The 23,382-nt window shown below is 63.2% G+C and carries 20 protein-coding genes; 16 read left to right on the top strand and 4 right to left on the bottom strand.

Annotation, left to right across the window (positions count from 1 at the left end):
• Positions 1 to 8: 8 nt before the first annotated feature.
• The 14 genes from ybeY to pnp all read left to right on the top strand — a co-directional run bounded on the left by ybeY (position 9) and on the right by pnp (position 16,313).
• Positions 9 to 593 (top strand): rRNA maturation RNase YbeY, encoded by a 585-nt coding sequence (gene ybeY, locus ACP15D_RS10745; RefSeq protein WP_424957495.1) that lies wholly within the window; start codon positions 9 to 11, stop codon positions 591 to 593.
• 2 nt (positions 594 to 595) lie between these two features.
• Positions 596 to 1,684, top strand: coding sequence for a hemolysin family protein (locus ACP15D_RS10740; RefSeq protein ID WP_424957494.1), 1,089 nt, complete (start codon positions 596 to 598; stop codon positions 1,682 to 1,684).
• Positions 1,681 to 3,354, top strand: coding sequence for an apolipoprotein N-acyltransferase (gene lnt, locus ACP15D_RS10735; protein ID WP_424957493.1), 1,674 nt, complete (start codon positions 1,681 to 1,683; stop codon positions 3,352 to 3,354). Before ACP15D_RS10740 ends, lnt begins: the two co-directional genes overlap by 4 nt.
• 194 nt (positions 3,355 to 3,548) lie before the next feature.
• The gene (locus tag ACP15D_RS10730; RefSeq protein WP_424959218.1) at positions 3,549 to 3,980 is read left to right on the top strand and encodes a helix-turn-helix domain-containing protein; all 432 of its coding nucleotides are present in this window, start codon (positions 3,549 to 3,551) and stop codon (positions 3,978 to 3,980) included.
• A 154-nt stretch (positions 3,981 to 4,134) separates the two neighbouring features.
• The gene (gene metK, locus ACP15D_RS10725; protein ID WP_424957492.1) at positions 4,135 to 5,343 is read left to right on the top strand and encodes a methionine adenosyltransferase; all 1,209 of its coding nucleotides are present in this window, start codon (positions 4,135 to 4,137) and stop codon (positions 5,341 to 5,343) included.
• Positions 5,336 to 6,052 (top strand): tRNA (guanosine(46)-N7)-methyltransferase TrmB, encoded by a 717-nt coding sequence (gene trmB, locus ACP15D_RS10720; protein ID WP_424957491.1) that lies wholly within the window; start codon positions 5,336 to 5,338, stop codon positions 6,050 to 6,052. Before metK ends, trmB begins: the two co-directional genes overlap by 8 nt.
• A gap of 177 nt (positions 6,053 to 6,229) precedes the next feature.
• Positions 6,230 to 6,832 (top strand): ribosome maturation factor RimP, encoded by a 603-nt coding sequence (gene rimP / locus ACP15D_RS10715; RefSeq protein ID WP_424957490.1) that lies wholly within the window; start codon positions 6,230 to 6,232, stop codon positions 6,830 to 6,832.
• 4 nt (positions 6,833 to 6,836) lie between these two features.
• Complete coding sequence (gene nusA / locus ACP15D_RS10710; RefSeq protein ID WP_424957489.1) at positions 6,837 to 8,501, top strand: transcription termination factor NusA; 1,665 nt, start codon at positions 6,837 to 6,839, stop codon at positions 8,499 to 8,501.
• A gap of 32 nt (positions 8,502 to 8,533) precedes the next feature.
• On the top strand, positions 8,534 to 9,175 hold the full coding sequence (locus tag ACP15D_RS10705) for an RNA-binding protein (RefSeq protein WP_424957488.1): 642 nt from the start codon (positions 8,534 to 8,536) through the stop codon (positions 9,173 to 9,175).
• A 40-nt stretch (positions 9,176 to 9,215) separates the two neighbouring features.
• On the top strand, positions 9,216 to 11,981 hold the full coding sequence (gene infB, locus ACP15D_RS10700; protein WP_424957487.1) for a translation initiation factor IF-2: 2,766 nt from the start codon (positions 9,216 to 9,218) through the stop codon (positions 11,979 to 11,981).
• Positions 11,982 to 12,145: 164 nt separating this feature from the next.
• Complete coding sequence (rbfA, locus tag ACP15D_RS10695) at positions 12,146 to 12,547, top strand: 30S ribosome-binding factor RbfA (protein ID WP_424957486.1); 402 nt, start codon at positions 12,146 to 12,148, stop codon at positions 12,545 to 12,547.
• A gap of 6 nt (positions 12,548 to 12,553) precedes the next feature.
• Positions 12,554 to 13,465, top strand: a complete 912-nt coding sequence (gene truB, locus ACP15D_RS10690; protein WP_424957485.1) for a tRNA pseudouridine(55) synthase TruB — start codon at positions 12,554 to 12,556, stop codon at positions 13,463 to 13,465.
• Between the two features lie 191 nt (positions 13,466 to 13,656).
• The gene (gene rpsO / locus ACP15D_RS10685) at positions 13,657 to 13,926 is read left to right on the top strand and encodes a 30S ribosomal protein S15 (protein ID WP_424957484.1); all 270 of its coding nucleotides are present in this window, start codon (positions 13,657 to 13,659) and stop codon (positions 13,924 to 13,926) included.
• A gap of 164 nt (positions 13,927 to 14,090) precedes the next feature.
• A complete protein-coding gene (gene pnp, locus ACP15D_RS10680; RefSeq protein ID WP_424957483.1) occupies positions 14,091 to 16,313 on the top strand; it encodes a polyribonucleotide nucleotidyltransferase in 2,223 nt (740 codons plus the stop codon).
• Between the two features lie 661 nt (positions 16,314 to 16,974).
• Here pnp and ACP15D_RS10675 read toward each other — a convergent pair.
• Together ACP15D_RS10675 and ACP15D_RS10670 are read right to left on the bottom strand one after the other, a co-directional pair.
• Positions 16,975 to 17,421: a nuclear transport factor 2 family protein gene (locus ACP15D_RS10675; protein ID WP_424957482.1), complete on the bottom strand. Its 447-nt coding sequence runs from the start codon at positions 17,419 to 17,421 to the stop codon at positions 16,975 to 16,977.
• Between the two features lie 335 nt (positions 17,422 to 17,756).
• Positions 17,757 to 17,996, bottom strand: a complete 240-nt coding sequence (locus tag ACP15D_RS10670) for a hypothetical protein (protein ID WP_424957481.1) — start codon at positions 17,994 to 17,996, stop codon at positions 17,757 to 17,759.
• Between the two features lie 406 nt (positions 17,997 to 18,402).
• Here ACP15D_RS10670 and ACP15D_RS10665 point away from each other — a divergent pair, with 406 nt between their 5' ends.
• Positions 18,403 to 19,557: a glycerate kinase gene (locus tag ACP15D_RS10665; RefSeq protein WP_424957480.1), complete on the top strand. Its 1,155-nt coding sequence runs from the start codon at positions 18,403 to 18,405 to the stop codon at positions 19,555 to 19,557.
• Between the two features lie 26 nt (positions 19,558 to 19,583).
• Here ACP15D_RS10665 and aguB read toward each other — a convergent pair whose 3' ends face one another.
• Both aguB and ACP15D_RS10655 read right to left on the bottom strand, forming a co-directional pair.
• Positions 19,584 to 20,444, bottom strand: coding sequence for an N-carbamoylputrescine amidase (gene aguB / locus ACP15D_RS10660; protein WP_424957479.1), 861 nt, complete (start codon positions 20,442 to 20,444; stop codon positions 19,584 to 19,586).
• Positions 20,445 to 21,467, bottom strand: a complete 1,023-nt coding sequence (locus ACP15D_RS10655) for an agmatine deiminase family protein (protein WP_424957478.1) — start codon at positions 21,465 to 21,467, stop codon at positions 20,445 to 20,447.
• Positions 21,468 to 21,798: 331 nt separating this feature from the next.
• Between ACP15D_RS10655 and ACP15D_RS10650 the strand changes: the two genes are divergently transcribed.
• Positions 21,799 to 23,298 carry a Spy/CpxP family protein refolding chaperone gene (locus tag ACP15D_RS10650; protein ID WP_424957477.1) on the top strand — a complete coding sequence of 500 codons (1,500 nt, stop codon included), beginning with the start codon at positions 21,799 to 21,801 and terminating at the stop codon, positions 23,296 to 23,298.
• Positions 23,299 to 23,382: the final 84 nt, after the last annotated feature.

Genomic DNA, 23,382 nt, shown 5'->3' with positions numbered 1-23,382 from the left:
TTCGTATCATGCCAAGTATCTCACCGGACTCGGCGTCGTCGCCGAACGATGGTGCCGAGGTCGCCGATGGCGACCCTCCGATAAGTAGCGTCATCGATGTCGTGCATGACGGCGGCGACTGGGATGCGGTTGCCGGCGCGGATGAACTCGTGCGCGTTGCGGCTCGTGCGGTCGCGCGGGAGTTCGCGCTGGAGAACATCGAGGTTTGCGTTGCGCTGTCGAGCGACGATCAAGTCGCCGAGCTGAACGGCAGTTATCGCGGCAAGCCAACTCCCACGAATGTCCTGTCATTCCCGGCGGTGCCGATGTTGCCGATGGAGGGCGACGCGCGCTTTCTCGGGGACATCGCGCTGGCGCTCGAAACTCTTCAGCGCGAGGCGGACGATATGGGCGTGCCGGTGGCTCACCACCTGCAGCACCTCGTCGTGCACGGGTTGTTGCACCTCTTGGGTTACGATCACCTGACGGACGCAGAAGCAGAGGAAATGGAGGCGCTAGAAGTTCGCATTCTTTCACGGCTCGGCATTGCTGATCCTTACGCCAATGCCGGAGATCCGATCGGGCAGAACCTGTCTGACAGCGAACGCGATTGAACATGAGTAACGTCCACGCACCCAAAGATCTGCCGGCAACGATATCCGAGGCCGACGATGGCGAGCCTTCCAGTGGGCCCTCCAATGGAATTCTCAACGCACTGCTAAGCCGCATCGGACTGCGCTCGCCGAGCCTGCGCGAACTGCTCGAGGCCGACCTCAAGGGCGAGGCCGACGCGGATGCCAGCGCTGCCGCATTCTCGACCGAAGAGCGCGAGATGCTGCGGCGGCTGTTGAGGTTCGGAGGGCTGCGCGTCGACGACATCATGGTGCCGCGTGCCGATATCATCGCGCTCGAAGAGAGCGATTCACTGGCCGACCTGCTGCGGACTTTCAGCGAGGCGGGCGTCTCACGCATTCCACTCTACAGCGAGACGCTGGATGATCCGCGCGGCATGATCCACGTGAAGGACTTGTTCCGCTGGCTGACGCAAGAGGCGGCGGAGGGGGCTCTCAACACGCCCATCGCCGTTGCCGACAAGGATAATGCTGCCCCGGCATCGGAATCGAAGCCTGCGGAAGATGAGCCAGTCTACTTCGACTTCAAGCGTGTTGATCTTTCGCGGCCGATTGCGTCGGCCAAGCTGCGCCGGCCGGTGCTCTACGTTCCGCCATCGATGCCGGCGACGAACCTTCTCATTCGCATGCAGGCAACGCGTATCCACATGGCCCTGGTCGTCGATGAGTATGGCGGCACCGATGGGCTCGTCACCATTGAAGACCTCGTCGAGCAGGTGGTCGGTGATATCGAGGATGAGCACGATGTCGCCGAGGCGGCGTATATCGTCGACGATCCGAAGCTGGGTCTTATCGCTTCTGCGCGCACGCCGATCCAGCAACTCGAGGAGCATCTTGGGCTCAAGCTGTTAAAGCCTGAAGATGAGGAGGACATCGATACGCTCGGCGGGTTGATGTTCTCTCTGCTGGGCCGCGTTCCTGTTCGCGGCGAGCTGGTGCGTCACCCTAGTGGCATTGAGCTTGAAGTTCTCGATGCGGACGCCCGACGGCTCAAGAAGGTGAAAATCCATCGTCCTCGCGCGCATGAGACGCGGGATCGATCGGCGGTGGCGGTAGAGACCGAGGGCACGTGAGCGGCGCTATAGCACCGGTGCAGCGGGGGGCGATTTCCGCCGGGGCGCGTGCGGTCGGCACATTCGCGCATGCGCAACGGTTCGTCGTCGCGGCGTCGGGCTGGTGGCGTGTTGCGATTGCATTCGGCGCAGGAGCTCTTTCAGCGCTCGCGATGGCGCCATTCTTTGTCACGCCGGTTCTGTTCATCACTCTGCCGGTGCTGGTGTGGTTGATCGACGCTTCCGATGGCAACACCCCAGGTGTGCGCTTTTTGCGTGCGGCAGGCGCTGGCTGGTGGTTCGGGTTCGGCTATTTCCTACTCGGCCTTTTTTGGGTGGGCGAAGCGTTCCTGGTGGAAGCGGACAGGTTCGCCTGGCTGATGCCATTTGCGGTGGTGCTGCTGCCGGCCGGGCTAGCGCTGTTTACCGGCGCGGCTACCGGGATTGCGCGGCTCGTTTGGCCGGGGGGCTTCGCGCGGGTGCTGGTGCTGGCGCTAGCCATTGCCATGGCCGAGTGGTTGCGCGGTCACGTGCTGACGGGCTTTCCTTGGAATGTGCTCGGCTATGCGCTGACGTGGCCTTTAGAGTTCATGCAGTCGGCGTCGCTTGTGGGCATCTACGGGCTGACCCTGCTGGCAGTGGCGATCTTCGCTGGTCCTGCAGTTGTCATTGCCGATGGCAAGGCAAAAGCGCCGACGCGAGCTGTGGGGGCTGGGCTCGCCTTGGCAGTGCTTCCCCTGTTGGCACTCTACGCCTATGGGGCGTGGCGGATGCCGGCAGAAGCGTCGCCGATGCTGGAAGGCGTCAAGGTGCGCATCGTGCAGGCGAGCGTTCCGCAGCGAGACAAGTGGCGGCCGGACAAGCAACGGGAGATTTTCGAGGATCAGCTTGCGCTGTCTCGTCGCGATGCTTCAGGCAAGCCGGATGATCTGGCGGGGATTACGCATTTGATCTGGCCAGAGGCGGCTATGCCGTTTCTGCCGCTGGAGCATCCCGAAGCTCTGGATGCGATCGGCAAGCTGCTGCCGGATGGGACGCAGCTACTGTCCGGCGCGCTGCGGGTAAAGCATGCCGAGTCTCCGGTCGGGATGCAGCAGGCTTTCAACAGCTTGATGGTGTTCGGCCCCAATGGCGCCCTGGAACACCTTTATGACAAGATCCACTTGGTGCCATTCGGTGAGTACCTGCCGATGCAGGCGCTGCTTGAGAGCATTGGCCTGGAGCAGCTCACGCGCTGGCGCGGGGGATTTTCTACCGGTGTGGAGCCTCGGCCGCTTCTTGGCATTCCCGGCCTACCTCCGGTGGCCGGCTTGATCTGCTACGAGGCGATCTTTCCGGCTTCTATCGTGCAGGGTGCGCAGCGGCCTGGATTGATCGTCAACGTGACGAACGATGGGTGGTTCGGTGACACCACGGGACCTTGGCAGCACTTCCACCAGACGAGGGTGCGGGCAGTAGAAGAGGGGTTGCCGATCATCCGGGCTGCAAACAATGGCGTGTCAGCCGTTGTCGATCCTTACGGAAGAGTTACCGCGATGCTTATGCTTAACGCGCGCGGTGTCGTCGATAGTGGAATACCCGCGTCTATCCAGGCGCCGGTTTATGCGAAGTTCGGCGATTGTACTTCCGCAGCTCTAGCGCTGATCTTCCTGGGTGCGTCTGTTCTCTTCGCGCGACGCAGACGGGATTAGAGACAATTTGGCTGTTGTTCTGGCGGGGGGCAGCGGTCATAGATATGTGGTCGGATCAATCGACCAAAAGAGCGCCTTACAGAGTGTGGGCAAAGCAACCAGCTCGTGAGTCAAGCGCGCAAAAACAACTAATATCGACAGTTAAGGTATGCGGCATGTCGAGAGAAAACACACTGAACAATAACGAAACAGAAGTGGTGGAAGAGCGTGGCTCGCGGCGCGCCAACCCCGTCGATGTGCACGTGGGCGGACGCGTCCGCCTGCGCCGCATGCTACTGGGAATGAGCCAGGAGAAACTCGGCGAACACCTGGGGCTCACTTTCCAGCAGGTGCAAAAATATGAGAAGGGCATAAATCGCATAGGCGCCAGCCGCCTCTTCGACCTTTCCCAAGTCCTCGGGGTGCCCGTGCAGTTCTTTTATGAGGAACTGGTGGTATCCAGCATGGACGGCAACCCGGCCGGCGGCTTCGCCGAGCGGCCAGCCGAGAGCTATGCTGCCGAGTTTCTAGGCAGCCGCGACGGGCTGGAGCTGAACAAGGCTTTTGCACGGATCACAGATCCCAGGGTGCGCCGTTCGATCGTGGATCTGGTGCGCGCCTTCGCCGGGGAACAGGGCCAAGTCTAGTCGGCAAATCATCTTTGCAGATATGAATTTGCGCGGCGGTGCTAAGGACGGGGCCGTTCACGTTGCGCGGCCCTTCCCGCCCTTGACCGGGCGTGCAAAGCTTGAGAAAACCCCGGCGAATTCGAGCCAAACACCGAAGAAACGGGGCAACTGAGTGGCACGCAAATCTTACCTGTTCACAAGCGAATCCGTTTCCGAGGGGCATCCCGACAAAGTCTGCGATCGCATCTCTGATGAGATCGTAGATCTATTCTACCGCGAGGGGCCGAAGGCAGGCATCGACCCGTGGGCCATTCGCGCGGCGTGCGAAACGCTCGCGACGACCAACAGGGTTATCATCGCCGGCGAGACGCGCGGTCCAGAGACGGTGACGAAGGATTGGATCGCGCACGTTGCGCGTATGGCGATCCGCGACATCGGTTACGAGCAGGAAGGCTTCCACTGGGACAAGGCCGACATCGAGGTGCTGTTGCATCCGCAGTCGGCTGACATTGCCGCCGGTGTCGATGCGCTGCAGCCGGGCACCAACAAGGAAGAGGGTGCGGGCGATCAGGGCATCATGTTCGGTTATGCGTGCACCGAAACGCCTGAGCTCATGCCGGCGCCGATCTACTACGCGCACAAAATTCTGCGTGATCTTGCCGAGGCGCGACACAAGAAGGAAGGCCCCGCTGCAATGCTCGGGCCCGATTCCAAGAGCCAGGTCACCATTCGCTACGAGGATGGCAAGCCGGTCGGAGCGACGCAGATCGTCGTCTCGCACCAGCACATCGATGAAGCGCTAAGCTCCAAGCAGATCCGCGATATCATCGAGCCGTTCGTATTGAAGGCGCTGCCGCAGGGTTGGATCAACAAAGACACGATCTGGCACGTCAACCCGACGGGCAAGTTCTTCATCGGTGGTCCCGATGGCGACTGCGGCCTCACGGGCCGCAAGATCATCGTCGACACGTACGGTGGTGCTGCTCCGCATGGTGGCGGCGCATTCTCGGGCAAGGATCCGACGAAGGTCGATCGCTCGGCTGCCTACGCTGCCCGCTATCTCGCAAAGAACGTCGTTGCGGCAGGCCTCGCGGACCGCTGCACGATCCAGGTTTCTTACGCCATCGGCGTTGCCAAGCCGCTGTCGATCTATGTCGATACCCACGGCACCGGCAAAGTCGAAGAAGCGCAACTCGAGAAGGCGCTGGGCGAGGTGATGGATCTTTCGCCGCGCGGCATTCGCAAGCACCTCGATCTCAACAAGCCGATCTATGCACGCACCTCGGCCTACGGTCACTTCGGCCGCACGCCGGATGCGGAGGGTGGCTTCTCGTGGGAGAAGACCGACCTTGCCGATGCGATCAAAAAGGCCGTTGGCTGACGCTGGCGCCGAGGTGGAGACTGAGGTCAAGGCGCTCGAGCTGCGCTCGTTCGGGCGGCGGCGCGGACGCAAGTTGAGCGCGCGGCAGCAGCATCTTCTGGATGACGTGCTGCCGCGCGTGTCGCTGCCTATCGGCGCGCCGCGCACACGACCGGTTTCGGAGCTTTTCCCGTCGACTTGCTCGCGCGTGTGGCTAGAGATTGGGTTTGGTGGCGGCGAGCATATGTTGTGGCAGTCGCGCGCAAATCCTGATGTCGGGCTGATCGGTTGCGAGGTGTTCGAGGACGGCGTCGTCAAGGCGCTGTCGGGTATCGAGACGGAAGGCCTCGAAAATGTGCGCCTGTGCGCGGAGGACGCGCGCGCACTGCTGCGCTGGCTGCCGGACGCCTCGATCGATCGAGTGTTCATTCTCTTCCCCGACCCGTGGCCGAAGAAGCGCCACGTCAAGCGCCGCCTGATCAATCGTGCACTTCTCGATGAATTGGCGCGGGTGATCCGACCGGACGGGGAGCTTCGCATCGGCACCGATATCGGCGATTATCTGCGGACGATCCTCATGGCTTTCAGGGGGCATCCCGCCTTCACCTGGATGGCGAAGGGGCCAGGGGATTGGCGCGTTCGGGCAGCGGACTGGCCGCCGACCCGGTATGAAGCCAAGGCCGAGCGAGAGGGCCGGAGGCGCTACTTTTTGCGCTTTCGGCGGCCTTGATCGCGCAGGCCAAGGATGGGCTGCGGCCGGCCAGTGGGCGGGCTCTTGCGCGGGCCGTCACGATCCCGTAATATTTCCCGGCTCATGATCATCTCAACTGTCACGAGTGGGCCCTCGCGGTCCGCTCTTTTTGTATTGGCATAAGGGATCGGCGTTCTGGCCGTAGACAAGCCGCATATGCAAGTTGGCGAAAGCGCCCCCACGGATCGATTCATCGTCGAAAGCGGGCCTGCTGCGCGGGTTGCCGAGCTTATAGAGCCGGCGCTGAGCGATCGTGGGTTCCGGCTTGTGCGCATCGTCGTTTCGGGGGGCGACAACGCGACCCTGCAGATCATGGCCGAGCGGACCGATGGGACGATGACGATCGAGGATTGCGAGACCATATCCAAGGAGGTCTCGCCGCTGCTGGACGTGCACGATCCGATCACTGGGGCTTATAGGCTAGAGGTTTCATCGCCGGGGCTCGATCGGCCGCTGGTGCGCCCGTCCGACTTTGAGGACTGGGCCGGGCACGAGGCGAAGATCGAGGTGAAGGAGCTGATCGATGGGCGCCGGCGTTTCCGCGGCATCCTCGAAGGCTTCGAGGACGGCGAGGTTCGCATCGAGGTCGATCTCGGTGCAGAAGGCAAGAACGTGATCGGCATTCCGGTGGACCTCGTTGGCGAGGCGAGGCTGGTGCTGACAGATGATTTGATCCGCGAGGCTCTGCGCCGCGCAAAGAAGAGCAACGCCTTGTCCGATGGTGCCGAAGCACCGGTAACGGACATCGAGGAGGAATAAGACCATGGCAATGGCTGGCATCAGCGCCAATAGGCTCGAGCTCCTGCAGATCGCCGAAGCAGTCGCGCGCGAAAAGTCGATCGACCGGAAGATCGTCATCGAGGCGATGGAGGACGCGATCCAGAAGGCGGCGAAGTCCCGCTATGGCGCGGAGAACGACATCCGTTGCGAGATCGATCCCAAGACCGGCGAAGCGCGACTGTCGCGCGTGCTGGCTGTCGTTGATGAAGTCGAGAATGACGCCACGCAGATCAACCTCGATGATGCGCAGCGCCGCAACAAGGATGCACAGGTCGGCGATCTGATCGCCGAGCCGCTGCCGCCGTTGGATTTCGGTCGCGTCGCCGCACAGAACGCCAAGCAGGTGATCGTGCAGAAGGTGCGCGAAGCCGAGCGCGAGCGTCACTTCAGCGAGTACAAGGATCGCATCGGCGAGATCGTCAACGGCACGGTGAAGCGCGTCGAATACGGCAACGTCATCGTTGATCTGGGCCGGGCCGAGGGCATTATTCGCCGCGACGAAATGATCCCGCGCGAGAACGTGCGCTATGGCGATCGCATTCGCGCCTACATCTACGACGTGCGCCGCGAGCCGCGTGGCCCGCAGATCTTCCTGTCGCGCGCGCGTCCGGAGTTCATGTCGAAGCTGTTCGCGCAGGAAGTGCCGGAGATTTACGACGGTGTCGTCGAGATCAAATCGGTGGCGCGCGATCCGGGCAGCCGCGCCAAGATCGCGGTGATCTCCAAGGATTCCTCCATCGACCCGGTGGGTGCTTGCGTCGGTATGCGCGGCAGCCGCGTGCAGGCGGTGGTGAACGAGCTGCAGGGCGAGAAGGTCGACATCATCCAGTGGAACCCGGATGCTGCGAGCTTCATCGTCAACGCGTTGGCGCCGGCCGAGGTTACCAAGGTGGTGCTTGACGAAGATTCCAACCGCATCGAGGTTGTGGTGCCGGAGAGCCAGCTGTCACTGGCCATCGGCCGTCGCGGACAGAACGTGCGGCTTGCCTCGCAGCTTACCGGTTGGGACATCGATATCCTCACCGAGCAGGAAGAGTCGGAGCGTCGCCAGAAGGAATTCTCCGAGCGCTCGAACATGCTCATGGAAGCTCTGGACGTCGATGAGGTGATCGCGCAATTGCTGGTGACCGAGGGCTTCGCCTCGATCGAGGAAGTCGCGTACGTCGATCTTGGTGAGATCGCGCACATCGAAGGCTTCGACGAGCACACGGCAAACGAGATTCAGACCCGTGCGCGCGAGTACCTAGAAAAGCAGGAAGCTGACCGCGACGCGAAGCGGCGTGAGCTGGGCGTTGCTGACGACATCGCCAAGGTGCGCGGCGTCAACACGGCGATGATGGTCGCCATGGGCGAGAACGGCGTCAAGACGCTCGAAGACCTTGCTGATTGCGCAACCGACGATCTCGTCGGCTGGACTGAGCGCAAGAAGGAGAAGGACTCCGAACCCGTGCGTCACAAAGGCGTGCTCGAGGGCTTCGATATCGGCCGCAAGGAGGCCGAGGACATGATCATGTCGGCGCGCGTTCTGGCGGGCTGGATCAAGGCAGAAGACCTGGAGCCCGCTGTCGAAGAGGCGGTCGAAGAGGCTGTCGAAGGTGAGGCCGTGGCTGAAGCCGAAGGTGGCGAAGACGCCGCCGCCCAAGGCTAGACGGTGATGTTGGCGGCGAGAAAGGGATCGGATTGGGCGCTGAATTGCTCGAAGACGCAGAAGACGGTGAAGCGCGGGGCTCGCTCCGGCGTTGCGCTGTCACGCGCGAAGAGCTGGCTCCAGACGATCTGATCCGCTTCGTCGTCGACCCTTCGGGTACGATCGTTCCCGACCTTTCCCGTAAGCTGCCAGGCCGCGGAGTCTGGGTGAAATGCGATCGGGCGGCTGTGGAGGCCGCGGTCAAAACCAATGCGTTCGCCAAGAGCCTGAAACGGCAGGTGAGCGTCCCCGAGGACTTGCCTAAGCGCATAGACGACCTATTTTTAGGTCGTCTCTCCAACGCGCTATCGCTGGCCAACAAGGCAGGTCTCGTCTCCACTGGAGCCGAGAAGGTCGAGAAGCTTCTCGGCGGAGGCCGGGCCGTCGCACTTGTGCATGGCGCGGACGGAACTTCCGAGGGACGACGCAAGCTGGACCGCAAGTTTTCGGCGATTCAAGGGGATAAAGGCCAATCGGCCCCGATTGTTGATTGGCTCACCATCGAACAATTGAGCTTGGCCATGGGCCGGTCAAATGTGGTACATGCTGGCCTCATACAAGGCGGAGCCACGAAGCGGGTACTGAGCGAGGCCGAGCGCATACGGCGCTACCGGTGCGGTATGGGTGCATCCTGAAGGCCGCAAACCGGGATTTCGGAGTTTGAACGAGAAGAGCATGACAGAGACCAAGGACAACACCGACAAGACGCTCCGCGGAGGCGCGCGCAAGCCGCTGTCGCTGCAGCGGACCGTCGAGAGCGGCCACGTCCGACAGAATTTCAGCCACGGCCGGTCGAAGTCGGTAGTCGTCGAGAAGCGCAAGACGCGCAAACTCTCCGGCCCCGGCAGTGGAGAGCCAGAGGCCGTGAGCGCTGCTCCGGTGGTCGAGGCGCCAGTCGCACGTCGACCGATTCCCGCGGCTCCGGTGGAGAGAGCGACGCCGGCTGTCGGCCGCGGCCTTTCCAACGAAGAGCGTGATGCTCGGGCCCGCGCACTTGCAGCTGCGCGTGAACGCGAAGACGTCGAGCGTGAGGAACGCGAGCGCGCTGCGGCCGAAGCCGCGGCTGCTCCTCCCCCGCCCCCGGCACCAGTTCAAGAAGCCGCGCCGCCGCCGCCGTCCGTGGCGGAAGCTCCTGCCGCGCCGCCGGCTCCTGCCCCGGCTGCCGCACGTGCGCCTGATGCACGCGCGCCGGCTGGCCGACCTGAGGGACGTTCGGAAGGGCGTCCGCAGTATCAGCGAGATCGTGGTCCGGATTCGCGCGGTCCAGATTCGCGCGGCGGCCCGGGTGGCGCATCGCCGCGTCCGCCGCGTCCGCATGATGGCGGTTCACGTCCGCGCACGTCGTACAATCCTGCTCTGCAGCCTCGCGAGGGCGGACGCCCGCGCGAGATCGACATCCCGATGCCGGCGCGGGCCAAGGCCGAACCGGAAGCGCCGAAGCGTGTCGTGCGTCCGGAGGCTGCCGAGGAGGACGAGGGTCGCGGCGCCGCGAAGGGCAACCGCAAGGTCGCCGGTGTGCCGCGTACGCCGACGCCGAAGCCGGACGAGCGCCGCGAGCGCGTCAAACTGACGATCAACAACGCTTTCGACGAGAAGCAACGCGAGCGTTCGCTTGCCTCGCTGAAGCGCAAGCGTGAGCGCGAGAAGCTCAAGGCGATGGGCATTCCCCAGGCGCGTGAGAAGATCGTGCGCGAGGTGGTGATCCCCGAAGTGATCACCATTCAGGAACTTGCAAACCGCATGACGGAACGCGCCGTCGACATCATCAAGTACCTGATGAAAGAAGGCGCGATGCACAAGATCAACGATGTGATCGACGTCGATACGGCAGAGCTCATCGTGCAGGAGTTCGGCCACACCGCTAAGCGTGTGTCGGAAGCCGACGTCGAAACCGGGTTCATTGGCGATAAGGATGACGAGGGTCATCTCGAGCCGCGCGCCCCGATCGTTACGATCATGGGTCACGTCGACCACGGCAAGACGTCGCTGCTCGACGCCATCCGCCAGACCAACGTGGTGGCTGGCGAGGCCGGTGGCATCACGCAGCACATCGGCGCCTACCAGGTGAAGACGCCGAGTGGCGACAAGGTGACGTTCATCGATACGCCAGGCCACGAGGCGTTCACCGCCATGCGCGCCCGCGGCGCGAAGGTGACGGACATCGTCGTTCTGGTGGTTGCCGCCGACGACGGCGTCATGCCGCAGACGGTTGAAGCCATCAATCACGCCAAGGCTGCGGGTGTGCCGATCATTGTTGCGATCAACAAGATCGACAAGCCGCAGGCCGATCCCACGCGCGTGCGGACGGAGCTGCTGCAGCACGAGATCGTGGTCGAAAGCATGTCGGGTGAGACGCTGGACGTGCCGGTGTCGGCACTGAAGCGCACCAACCTCGACAAGTTGCTCGAGGCAATCCATCTGCAGGCAGAAATCCTCGATCTCAAGGCCAACCCGAACCGCTCGGCCGAGGGCATCGTCGTCGAAGCCAAGCTGGAACGCGGCCGTGGTCCGGTCGGTACCGTGCTGGTTCAGCGCGGCACGCTGAAGGTCGGTGACATCGTGGTGGCGGGCAAGGCGTGGGGCCGCGTTCGCGCTCTCATCGACGAACTCGGCGCCAACGTGCCGTCGGCGGGTCCGTCGATTCCGGTCGAAATCCTCGGCTTCGACTCCGCGCCTGAAGCCGGTGACCAGTTCGCCGTCGTCGAAAGCGAAGGCCGTGCCCGCGAGATCACCGACTACCGCGTGCGCAAGCGTCGCGACACGATGGGCTCGGCTGGCACTCCGCGTACGCTCGAGCAGATGATGCAGTCGCTGAAGGAGACGGGCCGCAAGGACTTCACGCTGCTCGTCAAGGGCGACGTGCAGGGCTCGGTTGAAGCGATTGCAGGCTCGTTGCGCAAGCTCAACACCGATGAGGTCGCCGCGCAGATCGTGCACTCCGGCGTCGGCGGCATCACCGAATCCGACGTGGCACTGGCGAATGCATCGAAGGCTGTAATCGTCGGCTTCAACGTCCGCGCCAATGCGCAGGCCAAGGCTTTGGCCGAACGCGACGGCGTCGAGATCCGCTACTACAGCATCATCTACGATCTCGTGGATGACGTGAAAGCAGCGATGTCGGGCCTTCTGGCGCCGACGATCCGCGAGGTCTACCTCGGCAAGGCGGAAATCCTCGAGGTGTTCAACATCTCGAAGACCGGCAAGGTCGCCGGCTGCCGCGTTACCGAAGGCAAGGTCGAGCGTGGCGCGAAGGTTCGCCTGCTGCGCGACGACGTGGTGATCCACGAGGGTACGCTTTCGACGCTGAAGCGCTTCAAGGACGAGGTGAAGGAAGTGCCCGCCGGTCAGGAATGCGGCATGGCCTTCGCCAACTATCAGGACATCCGGGCGGGTGACCAGATCGAGTGCTTCAACATCGAGACGGTGACGCGGTCGCTTTAAGCCGCTCACGCGCGCAGATCCGTTCGCCAATCGGCGAACGGGCGCGCTTCGCGAGGCGGCGCATGCGCTGTGCCGCCTTGTTTCCTGGCCCTTCGGGCCGAGCTGTTTACCTTTTGTGATGCCATCAGGCGGTCCAATCCCGTCATGGCAGATGGATTGAATTCGTGACGAGATCAAAGAAAACGGGGGGCTCGGCGCCCCCATCGCAGCGTCAGCTTCGCATTGGCGAGCTGGTTCGGCACAAGCTGGCGGAGATGCTGGCGCGCGGCGAAATCCACGACGACATCATCGCATCGCATGTGATCACCGTACCGGAGGTGCGGCTGTCGCCGGACTTGAAGCTAGCGACGGCCTACATCGTGACGCTGGGCGACGCCGACACCGACGCGGTGCTGAAAGCGCTCGACCGAAACAAGCGCTTCATCCGCGGAGAGATTGCCCAAGCGGTGAACTTGAAGTTCGCGCCCGACTTGCGCTTCCGCCGTGACGAGACGTTCGAGGAGGCGAGCCGCATCGATGCGCTGCTCGCGAGCCAGAAGGTCCGCCAGGACGTCGACAAGGACTGAGCCTCGATGGCACGACGCAAGAAGGGAAACCCGGTTCACGGCTGGGTGGTGCTGGACAAGCCTGTGGGGATGACGTCCACGCAGGCTGTCGGAGCAGTGCGCCGATTGTTCGGGGCGCAGAAGGCTGGGCACGCGGGCACGCTCGATCCGCTGGCAACCGGCATCCTGCCGATCGCGCTCGGCGAGGCGACGAAGACCGTTCCGTTCGCAGTCGATGGCGAGAAGGCCTATCGCTTCACGGTTCGTTTCGGTGCCGAGACGGATACCGACGATGCGGAAGGGCAAGTTGTGCGCACGTCGGACGTGCTGCCGACGCTGGAAGACATCGAGAACGTACTGGCCGATTTTACTGGCGAGATAAGCCAGGTGCCGCCGGCATTCTCGGCGATCAAGGTAGATGGCAATCGGGCGTATGACCTCGCCCGCAGCGGCGAGACTGTCGTGCTCGACCCGCGCTGGATTGTGGTCGAGGACCTGAGGCTGGTCGACATGCCGGATGCGGCGACCGTGGTGCTGGAGGCCGAATGCGGCAAGGGCACCTACGTGCGGGCGCTGGCACGTGACATCGGCCGGGCGCTCGAAAGCGCTGCCCACGTCATCGGGCTGCGGCGGACGCGGGTCGGGTCGTTCGACGAAGAGACATCTGTGCAACTTCAGACGCTGCAGGACGCCTTCGAAGCCGGCGAGATCGATCAGTACCTGCGGCCGGTCGAGGCGGCGCTGGACGATCTGCCGGGGCTCAGCGTTGGGCCGAACGATGCGGTGAGCCTCTCCCGGGGGCAGGCGGTGCTGGTGCGCGGGCGCGATGCGCCGGTGCTGAACGGGGCCGCCTATGCCCACTTCAAAGGACGCATTCTGGCGCTTGGCGAGCTGGAGAAGGGCGCATTCCGGCCGACCCGCGTGTTCAATTTCGGCTGAGGGTTGGGCTTGGTCCAAAACGCTCGGCGTTAACCCTTCGGAGGCCCTCTTTTACGGCGATTTCCCCTCGCCGCGGAGGGCGTCTCGTGTATAAGACCCGCACTACTCCGCGACCCTGCTGGACGACATCCCGGCTGTGGCCGCTTCGTGAGGGCTAAGCCCTCATCACACCTAAACAGAAAGGATACCCGATGTCGCTGTCTGGAGAGCGCAAGAGCACGCTCATCAAAGAGAACGCCACCAAGGCCAACGACACCGGCTCGCCGGAGGTTCAGATCGCGATCCTTACGCAGCGGATCAATGACCTCACCGAGCACTTCAAGCTTCACAAGAAGGACAACCATTCGCGTCGCGGGCTGCTCAAGATGGTGAGCCAGCGTCGCCAGCTGCTCGACTACGTGAAGCGCAAGAACGAGCAGCGCTACCAGTCCATCATCGAAAAGCTCGGCATCCGCCGCTAATCACATCCAGCACTCGGAAGGCCGGTGCGCGATGTTCCGGCCATCCGTGGGCAACCCCCCGAGAGGCATCTCGCCTCGCACTTCGGCCCAAGAGCCGAAGGTGGCGCCGCGGCACTCCGGCCGCTTCGCGCAATGCACCGAGATGAGAGAGAGAAAGAACGCACATGTTCGATATCCATCGTGTTGAAATTGACTGGGGCGGCCGTAAGCTGACGCTCGAGACCGGGCGCCTTGCCCGTCAGGCGGATGCTGCCGTTTATGCCCAGTATGGCGAGACCAGCGTGCTGGCGACCGTCGTCGGCGCCAAGTCGCCGAAGCCCGGCATCGATTTCTTCCCGTTGACCGTCAACTACCAGGAAAAGACGTATGCCGCGGGCAAGATCCCCGGCGGCTATTTCAAGCGCGAAGGGCGTCCGACCGAGAAGGAGACGCTGACGTCGCGTCTGATCGACCGCCCGATCCGCCCGCTGTTCGTCGAGGGCTTCAAGAACGAGACGCAGGTCGTCGTCACCGTGCTCTCGCACGACATGGAGAATGATCCCGACATCCTGTCGCTGGTGGCCGCTTCGGCCGCGCTGACACTGTCGGGGCTGCCGTTCCTTGGTCCGATCGGCGCTGCACGCGTCGGTCTCATCGGCGGCGAGTTCGTGCTCAACCCGATGGTCGACGAGATGGCGGAATCGACGCTAGACCTCGTCGTCGCCGGCACCACGGACGCCGTGATGATGGTCGAGTCGGAGGCTAAGGAGCTTCCCGAGACGCAGATGCTGGAGGCCGTAATGTTCGGCCACAACCATTTCCAGCCGGTCATACAGGCGATCATCAAGCTTGCCGAGAAGGCCGCCAAGGAGCCGTGGGACATCCAGATCCCCGATGCGCAGAAGTATGCTGCGAAGGTTCGCGAGCTGGCTGAGGCCGACTTGCGCGCCGCTTTCTCCACCAAGGAGAAGCAGAAGCGTTATGAGCTGAAGGCTGAGGCCAAGGCGAAGGTGAAGGCCGGAATCGAGATTCCGGACGATCCGAGCGAGCAGGTGCTGCTGTCGGACACGTTCAAGGCGCTGGAAAGCGAGATCGTGCGTGGCGACATCGTCAAGACGGGTCGCCGTATCGACGGCCGCGATCTGAAGACGGTTCGTCCGATCGTCTCCGACGTGCACGTGCTGCCGCGTACGCACGGCTCGGCGCTGTTCACGCGCGGTGAGACGCAGGCCCTGGTCGTTGCAACGCTGGGCACCGGCGAAGACGAGCAGTTCGTCGATGCGCTGGAAGGCACCCGCAAAGAGCGCTTCCTGCTGCATTACAACTTCCCGCCGTACTCGGTGGGTGAGACGGGCCGCATGGGCTCGCCGGGCCGTCGCGAGATCGGCCACGGCAAGCTGGCGTGGCGCGCGATTCGTCCAGTGATGCCGGGCCAGGAAGACTTCCCCTACACGATCCGCGTCGTGTCGGAGATCACCGAGTCGAACGGCTCGTCGTCGATGGCGACGGTGTGCGGCACCTCGCTGGCCCTTATGGATGCCGGCGTGCCGATCAAGTCGCCGGTGGCAGGCATCGCCATGGGTCTGATCAAGGAAGGCGAGAGCTTCGCCGTTCTGTCGGACATCCTGGGCGATGAAGATCACCTCGGCGACATGGACTTCAAGGTGGCCGGCACCGACCAGGGCGTCACGTCGCTGCAGATGGACATCAAGATCACGGGCATCACCGAAGAGATCATGCGTGTTGCGCTCGATCAGGCGCGCGAAGGCCGCATGCACATCCTCGGCGAGATGTCGAAGGCGTTGAGCTCTACGCGTACCGAGCTCGGCGAGCACGCTCCGCGCATCGAGACGATCAAGATCCCGACCGACAAGATCCGCGAAGTGATCGGCTCGGGCGGCTCGGTGATCCGCGAGATCGTTGCCGAGAGCGGTGCGAAGATCGACATCGAGGACGATGGCACCGTGCGCGTCGCGGCCGCCAAGCGCGAGTCGATCGAAGCGGCGCTGAAGCGGATCAAGGAGATCGCTTCGGAGCCGGAAATCGGCACGATCTACAAGGGTAAGGTCGTGAAGATCATGGACTTCGGTGCGTTCGTGAACTTCTTCGGCGCCAAGGACGGCCTCGTGCACATCTCACAGCTCGCGCCGGGTCGTCCGGCGACGGTCGGCGAGGTCGTGAAAGAGGGCCAGGAAGTCTACGTGAAGCTTCTGGGCTTCGACGAGCGCGGCAAGACGCGTCTGTCGATGAAGATCGTCGATCAGACGACGGGCCAGGAGATTCCGCGTGCAGAGGGCGACGAGCCGGAGCCGGAAATGTCGGCGACGCGCCCGCCGCGTCGTGACCGCGAAGGTGGTGGCGGCGGCCGAGACCGGCGCCCGCCGCGCCGGGATCGCGAAGCTGGATAAGCTGATAGCAACAGAGGCCGCCGATTACATCGGCGGCCTTTTTGCCAATTGAAGGGTACTAGTGGCGTTCAGGCTATTGGCGTCTCTTTCTTGATCTGCTGCAAATTCTCGGCTGCGTCCGAGCGTCGGCCTTGCAGGCTGTTGATCAAGGTCAAGTCTTCCAGGCGGGAGTTGGAGCACATTCTCGGCAGCCACTATCCCTTTCCCTAGGAGGAAGGCCCTTCCCAAGAATTCCCATTCCCGGGGCCGCGTGGTCAATTCTGGGGTGCCGCTGCCGAGCGATCGGCGGGCACCTCTTTTTTTGCGGCAAGCTCTACGCGTCCCCCGATGGGGAGCGTTTGAAGCAATTTTCTGCGAGCGCACTAAGTGGCGATTGGTGTGGCTGGGATATGCTCTCCATCAGTGGTGATGGAGAGTGTGTTCATGTCGCGTTATGTTTTTTTGCCCGGCTTGGCGGCGTTGTTGGTGATGTCTGCCGTAGCAGGAACGCCGACCCGGGCTGCTCCGGTCAGTGGGTTCAGCGCTGTCCCCGGCTCCAACGCGCATAAGGCGATGATGGTCGAACAAGCAGGCTGGCGCCGCTGGCGGGGGCATCGCAATTGGTGGTGGCGGTGGCGTCGCTGGTAGGCGGTCCGAGCCGGCGTGGCTCAGACTCGCTGCGTCACTCGGCCAGCAGGGCCTTCTCGATTGCCGCTTCGCCAGAGATCATGCGCCAGAAGGCGATCATCTTGGCTGCGTCATGGAACTCTTCCAAACGCTCAATCTTGTCGTCGCGGTAAGTGATAAGCTGACGATACGAGCCAACCAGGGTGTGACGGGTCGTCTTGTGACGGATGTAGCACTCGATCTTGGCGCGTCCGATGCCGTCTTGAAAGCGGAAGTACTCGGACACTGAGACGCTCTCGGCGACCTCGAGAATTTGCCGTAGCGTTTCGCGGTAGGCTACCTTGCCGGTGATTGTGAGGGGGCCGCCGTCAGGGCCGCCTGTGTTGCAGAAATAGGTGAGATCATCGCAGAAGTGGCGAGTGACGCCCTCGATGTCCCCATTGCTCCAGGCTGCATGCGTAGCCTCGAGAATGACCCGGGCGCGACATTCGTCCAGCTGCATTTCCCCTAAACCCTTCTCACCAGCTCCGGTACGAGCGACCGTGGCGTCGGTCGACTGATGGGATCGTCGCCAGCAACTTTTTTTCGAGAACCCAACCAAGCTTCCTGATCAGGCCAGGCATTCTGCCAGCTCAGTCAAGCAAAGCAAGCCCCTCAATTGAATAGACTCAGTCCACTGATTGTCTGTTGTAGCTCGCATCTTCTTTGCGGGGCGCGCGGACGTTTACCAGTGTGATTCGGGGAACCTGATTTTCCTCGCTGCAGGTCGTGCAGGCGCGGGCGAACGCCTGCGGATTAGGCAGATGTGAGTGCAGTTATTGCCATTTTGACCCGGAACTAGGCGGCTTCAATTTCTGTTACGGCCGTTATCTGGTGGGGCAGCGCGGCGCTTGCATCGGCGTTTGGCCAGAGGCCTTCAGCGATGCGTTTTCGTCCGGCTCCCGCAACGCTGACATCGGCAAATCCTGCATCTCGCAATCGAGCGGCGACCGCTTCGTTGCCTGCCAGGCTTTCGAGCACGCCGAGAGAGATCTCGGCGCGGTAGCGATGGCCACGACGTACGGTGAAGGTGCTCACGCTGGTCCTTTCGATAACGAGTAGGTCCGCCACACGATGTTGCCATGCCGAGTTGCCCCCGTGGACCACCGGGCGGTCACGAAGGCGCGGTACCACTTCACGAAGGCCGATGCCCGTTGCTGCACCGAGCCATCAGGCCGTTACGGTCGCTACGGTTGCTCTGGAGTGCAAGTATCTGGTAGGCAACGTAAAAAAAGTGGCCGCAGGGGCAGGCGGGCCCGGGGTTCCCAAGAGCGGACTTGCGTACGAATGCTCGGGCATCTTTAACCATACTCAGTGATGGCTTTCGGGCCACCCTCGGCAAAGAAAGCAACTTTAATCAAGCACGCGACACAGTGCATGCTTTCCCCGTATCCTGACGCCGATTAGCCGTTGGCGCGCAAGCGTCCGTGAGAAGAAGTGCTCAATGAAGATCGTTATCGCTCCCGACTCGTTCAAAGAAAACCTCACCTCCCTAGAAGTGGCGACTGAGATCGAGACGGGCCTCAAAAGGGTCTGGCCGGACGCCACATACGTGAAGGTGCCGATGGCCGATGGCGGCGAGGGCACTGTGCAATCGCTGGTCGATGCGACTGGCGGGCAGATCGTCAAGGTCGAGGTATCAGGGCCGATGGGGGCGCGGGTGCTCGCGTCGTATGGCCTATTGGGCGACGGCCGCACCGCGGTGATCGAGATGGCAGAGGCTTCCGGCCTGCCACTGGTGCCCAAAGAACAGCGCAATCCGTTGGTTGCCACGACGTTCGGCACGGGCGAGCTGATCGCCGATGCCATCAACCGTGGCGTGACCGAGATCATTCTGGGCATCGGCGGTTCGGCAACCAACGATGCCGGCGCCGGTCTGGCGCAGGCGCTTGGCGTGCGTTTCCTCAATTTCGGCGGGGCGCTGATCCCCGACCTCATCGCGGGCGGACACCTGGACAAGGTGCAGGCGGTGGATATGTCGGCCGTCAATCCTGGGCTGGCGAAGGTTCATATCAGCGTCGCGTGCGACGTTACCAATCCGCTGTGCGGCGAGAAGGGTGCCTCGCGGGTCTATGGCCCGCAAAAGGGTGCGACGCCGGAGATGGTAGAGCAGCTCGATAAGAACCTTGCTCACTTTGCGCACGTCATCAAACGCAGCATCGGTGCTGATGTCATCGATCGCCCGGGCGCTGGCGCTGGCGGGGGCATCGGTGCCGGACTGATGGCTTTCACGAACGCCGAATTGAAGCGCGGTGTCGAACTCGTCGTTGCGGCGACGCGCCTCGAAGATCAGATGCAAGGGGCATTCCTGGCCGTGACGGGCGAGGGCCGGGTCGACTTCCAGACAGCATTCGGCAAGACGCCGTCCGGGGTCGCTGCAGCGGCCCGCAAGCATGGCGTTCCGGTCGTCGCGATCGGCGGTGGCCTCGCAGACGATGCCGGCGGCGTGTTTGAGCACGGGATCGATGGTCTCGAGACAGCGACGCCGAACGCGATGCCGCTCGAGGTGGCGATCAAAAAGTCGCGCCAGTATTTGCAGGACGCTGCGGAGCGTGCCGCGCGCCTGATCGCGATCGGTCAGCGGATGCCGAAGGCCTAACTTTATCTGGCCGGACCTGCGTCCGGTCAGATGATGCTCTTGGCGTAGAGGTCGGTGCGGCGGTCGCGGAAGAAGCCCCAATCGGCGCGGTAGCTCTCGATTTCATCGAGGTCGAAGGTATGCACGAGCACGCCTTCCTCGTGTGCACCGAGCGACTGTACGATCTCGCCGCGGTGATCGGCGATGAACGAGTGGCCGTAGAAGCGCTGCTGCGCGCCGTCGTTTTCCTCCAGGCCGATGCGGTTGGCAGCGACAATGGGGACAGCGTTGGAGACGGCGTGCCCCTGCATGGCACGCTGCCACTGCAAGTGCGTGTCAAGGCTCTTGTCGTAGGGCTCCGATCCGATGGCGGTGGGGTAGAACAGCACCTCGGCGCCGGCGACAGCCATCGCGCGTGCGCACTCGGGGAACCACTGGTCCCAGCAGATACCGACGCCGATGTGTGCGGGCCTCGTCTTCCACGTCTTGAAGCCGGTGTCGCCAGGCCGGAAGTAGTATTTCTCCTGATAGCCGGGGCCGTCGGGAATGTGGCTCTTGCGGTAGACCCCGAGGATCGCGCCATCGGTGTCGGCGATGGCGATGGAATTGTAGTAGCGCGGGCCGTCCTTCTCGAAGAACGAGATCGGAATGACGATCTCGAGTTCGGCGGCGAGCTTCTGCAGCGCGAGCACGCACGGATGCTCGCCCACCGGGAATGCGGAGGTGAACCACTTCGGGTCCTGGCGAGTGCAGAAGTAGATACCCTGGAACAGCTCGGAGGGCAGAACTACTTGAGCCCCCTCTTTAGCGGCTTCGCGCACGAAGGCTTCCGTGCGGGCGATGTTGTCGCGCAGGTCGTGGCCATACCAGGTCTGGATGCCGGCGACGGTGAGCGTGCGGTTCGACATCTAGCGCGGCTCCTGCTGGGTGATGCAGTGGAACGATCCGCCGCCAGCGGTGCCGCAGCCGAGCAGGCCCTTCGACGGCACGCCGATGACCTTGTGATCGGGGAACACCTGCTGCAGCGCGGCGATCGCAGCGTCCTGCGTCGGCGTCCCATAAACGGGGACGATGACAAGACTGTTGGCGATGATGAAGTTCATGTGTGACGCGGGCGATACCTCGCCGAGCGCGTTACGGTAGAGGCCGACGCCTGGAATGCGCGTCACCTGCAGCTTGCGTCCAGTCGCGTCCGTTGCCGCTTCGAGCGTCGCGGCGATGGCGTTGAGCGTCTCGGCGTTCGGATCATCCTCGCCGGCCGGCGCCTGACAAACCACGCGGCCAGGGCCGACGAAGCGGGCGATATTGTCGATATGTCCGTCGGTGTGGTCGTTCTTCAGGCCTTCGTCGATCCAGATGACCTTGCGCGCGCCAAATGCTTCGGCGAGGGCCGCTTCTGCCTGCTCCTTGGTCCAACCGTTGCGGTTCGGATTGAGCAGCGTCTGGCGCGTGGTGAGGACGGTGCCCTCGCCATCATGGTCGACGGCGCCGCCTTCGAGCACAAAGGGGAAGCGGCGGACGGGGGCATCGGCGAGCGCCGCCACATCGTCTCCGACAGTGGCGTCATCGGGCAGATCGTACTTGCCGCCCCAGCTGTTGGTTGCGAAGCGCAGCGCGACGGGCCCGAGGTGGGTGCGAGCGAAGATGGGGCCGGTGTCGCGCAGCCAGATATCGCCGTAGCGGGCCTGCACGAATTCGGCCTCGCCGCCGAGGGCTGCGCGAGCAGAGGCCTCGGCCTCCGGGCCGTTGACCAGCAGCCGGACCGTGTTCGCCTCGGCCAGTGCATGCACCAGGGCGGCGACGTCGCGGCGTGGGGTCTCGAGGTCGCCGTTCCACTCATCGGCGTTGGCCGGCCAGGCGGTCCAAATGGCCTTCAGCAGCGCCCATTCGGGCGGCACGGTGATGGTCGTCGCGGTGACGTCGGGAAGCATCGTTACTCCTGGCTCCGCAGCTGAACGGATCAATAGCGGCGCGCGCGGCCGTTGGGGAGCGTCATATCGTGATGCGCGGCCTTGTTCACTAGTGGCATGACGACGTACCGGGCCTAAACGCCAGGTTGGGGGCAAAAAACGTCCTATCACCAACTCCTGACGAGTGGTTGCGGCGATCGTGACAACTGGAACGAGACGCGGAAGCCTTTGTTTGCGCTAGGCCAAGGTCGCTCCGCGCTCATGAGGCTCTCGTCATACCTTCCGGGATATCCAGCATTCAGACGCCGGCGGGCAGGCCGGCGCCAATGCATCAGCTCCCTGGAGGGAATTCATGATCCGCAGCACGGCTCTTGCGCTGGCCGCAACCGCTTCGCTTGGCGCACTCGCACTGGTCACGGACGCGGAAGCGCGCGGTGGCGGCGGGCATTTCGGTGGCGGTTTTGGTGGCGGCCACTTCGGTGGCATGCGCGACTTTGGTGGCGGCATGCGGGACTTCGGTGGTGGTCGCGATTTCCGCCCTGAGTTCCACCAGGAGGAGATGCGCGCACCGCGGGCCGAGGATCACCGGGAGCCCGAGTACCAGGAGGATCGCGACCGCGCAGACGATCGTCGCAATGATGATCGCCACGCCGACGACCACCGCGCCGATGATCACCCGGCCGATGACCACCACGACGACCAGCGCGCCGATGATCGCCGCGATGACCGCAGAGACGACCGGCGCGATGACCGCCGTGACGACCTCGCTCACAACTGGAACAACTGGCACCAGCCGGTGAACGCCGGACACTGGAACCACAACGCGTTCTGGAACAACAATTGGAACGCTCGCAACTTCAACTGCTACAACTGCCGCTGGGGCTGGGCCGGCGGCGTGTTCTGGCCGTTTGCCTGGGGCGATATGTGGTCGTTCGCGTGGTGGCCTTCAGCGGGCAGCGCGCCGTTCTGGGATTACGGCGTCGATTACATCATGGGCGGTCTGTTCTGGCCGTACGGCGCTTACGCCTGGCCGTCGGGCGGTTATGGTGCAACCGCGTGGACGCAGTCGGACAACAACTACGTCTATGCGCGTGAATCGCATCAGGACGTCTACAGCTCCGGATCTTCGGGCGGCGACAGCAACGACCAATCGTCGGCCGCTGCCTCTACGCCAGTTACGCAGGACGACAGCCAGAACCCGGAAATGGCAACCTGTGCCGGTTTTGCTCCGGGCGTAAGTGGTCTGCCGGTCGACAAGATCAAAGCTAGTGTCGATCCGCATGGTGATCAGCTCGCGGACCTGAAAGCGCTCGAATCGGCATCGAACAAGGCCGAGAGCCTGCTCAAGGCGTCCTGCCCCAACTCTCCGCCGCTTACGCCGGTTGGCCGTCTCGATGCGCTGCAGAAGCGTCTCGACGCGATGGTGCAGGGGCTCGATCTGGTGAAGATGCCGCTCGCCAAGTTCGACGGATCGCTGTCAGCCGATCAGCGCGCCAAGCTCGATGCGCTGGGTGGCGACAAGGCCGATCAGCCGGCGAAGCTGTGCTCGACGCAGAACCAGGAATTCGTCAACGTGCCGACGCAGGAGATCATCGCGACGGTCGATCCGGATGACAAGCAGAAGGAAGCGCTTGATCATTTGGACGATGTTTCGGCAAAGGCCGCCGCGATGCTGCAGGGCACTTGCCCGTCCGACATTCCGTCATCAACGACGGCGCGTCTCGACGCGATGGACAAGCGGCTGAAAGCGACGGTGACGGCGATGAACGAGATCCGTCCTGCTCTCACCGGGTTCTATGACTCGCTGAGCGATGAGCAGAAGGCTCGCTTCAACACGATGCCGAGCCAGTAAGCTCCTGGTGCTGACACGGGCTGAGGGAAGCTTTGTGTGCGGCGGCTGTCGCGCGAGTGGATGGCCGGGCCTTAGGCCCGGGGC

This window comes from Hyphomicrobium sp. 1Nfss2.1 (genome assembly GCF_965243865.1).
In the GTDB taxonomy this organism is placed as follows: Bacteria; Pseudomonadota; Alphaproteobacteria; order Rhizobiales; family Hyphomicrobiaceae; genus Hyphomicrobium_A.
This window is presented reverse-complemented; position numbering and strand designations above follow the sequence as displayed.

Excerpts from the sequence above, each read along its gene's own strand:
- pnp (WP_424957483.1), top strand. The coding sequence starts at position 14,091 with ATGTTCGATATCCATCGTGTTGAAATTGACTGGGGCGGCCGTAAGCTG.
- aguB (WP_424957479.1), bottom strand. The coding sequence starts at position 20,444 with ATGTCGAACCGCACGCTCACCGTCGCCGGCATCCAGACCTGGTATGGC.
- ACP15D_RS10740 (WP_424957494.1), top strand. The coding sequence starts at position 596 with ATGAGTAACGTCCACGCACCCAAAGATCTGCCGGCAACGATATCCGAG.
- ACP15D_RS10665 (WP_424957480.1), top strand. The coding sequence starts at position 18,403 with ATGAAGATCGTTATCGCTCCCGACTCGTTCAAAGAAAACCTCACCTCC.
- truB (WP_424957485.1), top strand. The coding sequence starts at position 12,554 with ATGGCACGACGCAAGAAGGGAAACCCGGTTCACGGCTGGGTGGTGCTG.
- nusA (WP_424957489.1), top strand. The coding sequence starts at position 6,837 with ATGGCAATGGCTGGCATCAGCGCCAATAGGCTCGAGCTCCTGCAGATC.
- rpsO (WP_424957484.1), top strand. The coding sequence starts at position 13,657 with ATGTCGCTGTCTGGAGAGCGCAAGAGCACGCTCATCAAAGAGAACGCC.
- ACP15D_RS10655 (WP_424957478.1), bottom strand. The coding sequence starts at position 21,467 with ATGCTTCCCGACGTCACCGCGACGACCATCACCGTGCCGCCCGAATGG.
- ACP15D_RS10650 (WP_424957477.1), top strand. The coding sequence starts at position 21,799 with ATGATCCGCAGCACGGCTCTTGCGCTGGCCGCAACCGCTTCGCTTGGC.
- rimP (WP_424957490.1), top strand. The coding sequence starts at position 6,230 with ATGCAAGTTGGCGAAAGCGCCCCCACGGATCGATTCATCGTCGAAAGC.
- ybeY (WP_424957495.1), top strand. The coding sequence starts at position 9 with ATGCCAAGTATCTCACCGGACTCGGCGTCGTCGCCGAACGATGGTGCC.
- infB (WP_424957487.1), top strand. The coding sequence starts at position 9,216 with ATGACAGAGACCAAGGACAACACCGACAAGACGCTCCGCGGAGGCGCG.
- ACP15D_RS10675 (WP_424957482.1), bottom strand. The coding sequence starts at position 17,421 with ATGCAGCTGGACGAATGTCGCGCCCGGGTCATTCTCGAGGCTACGCAT.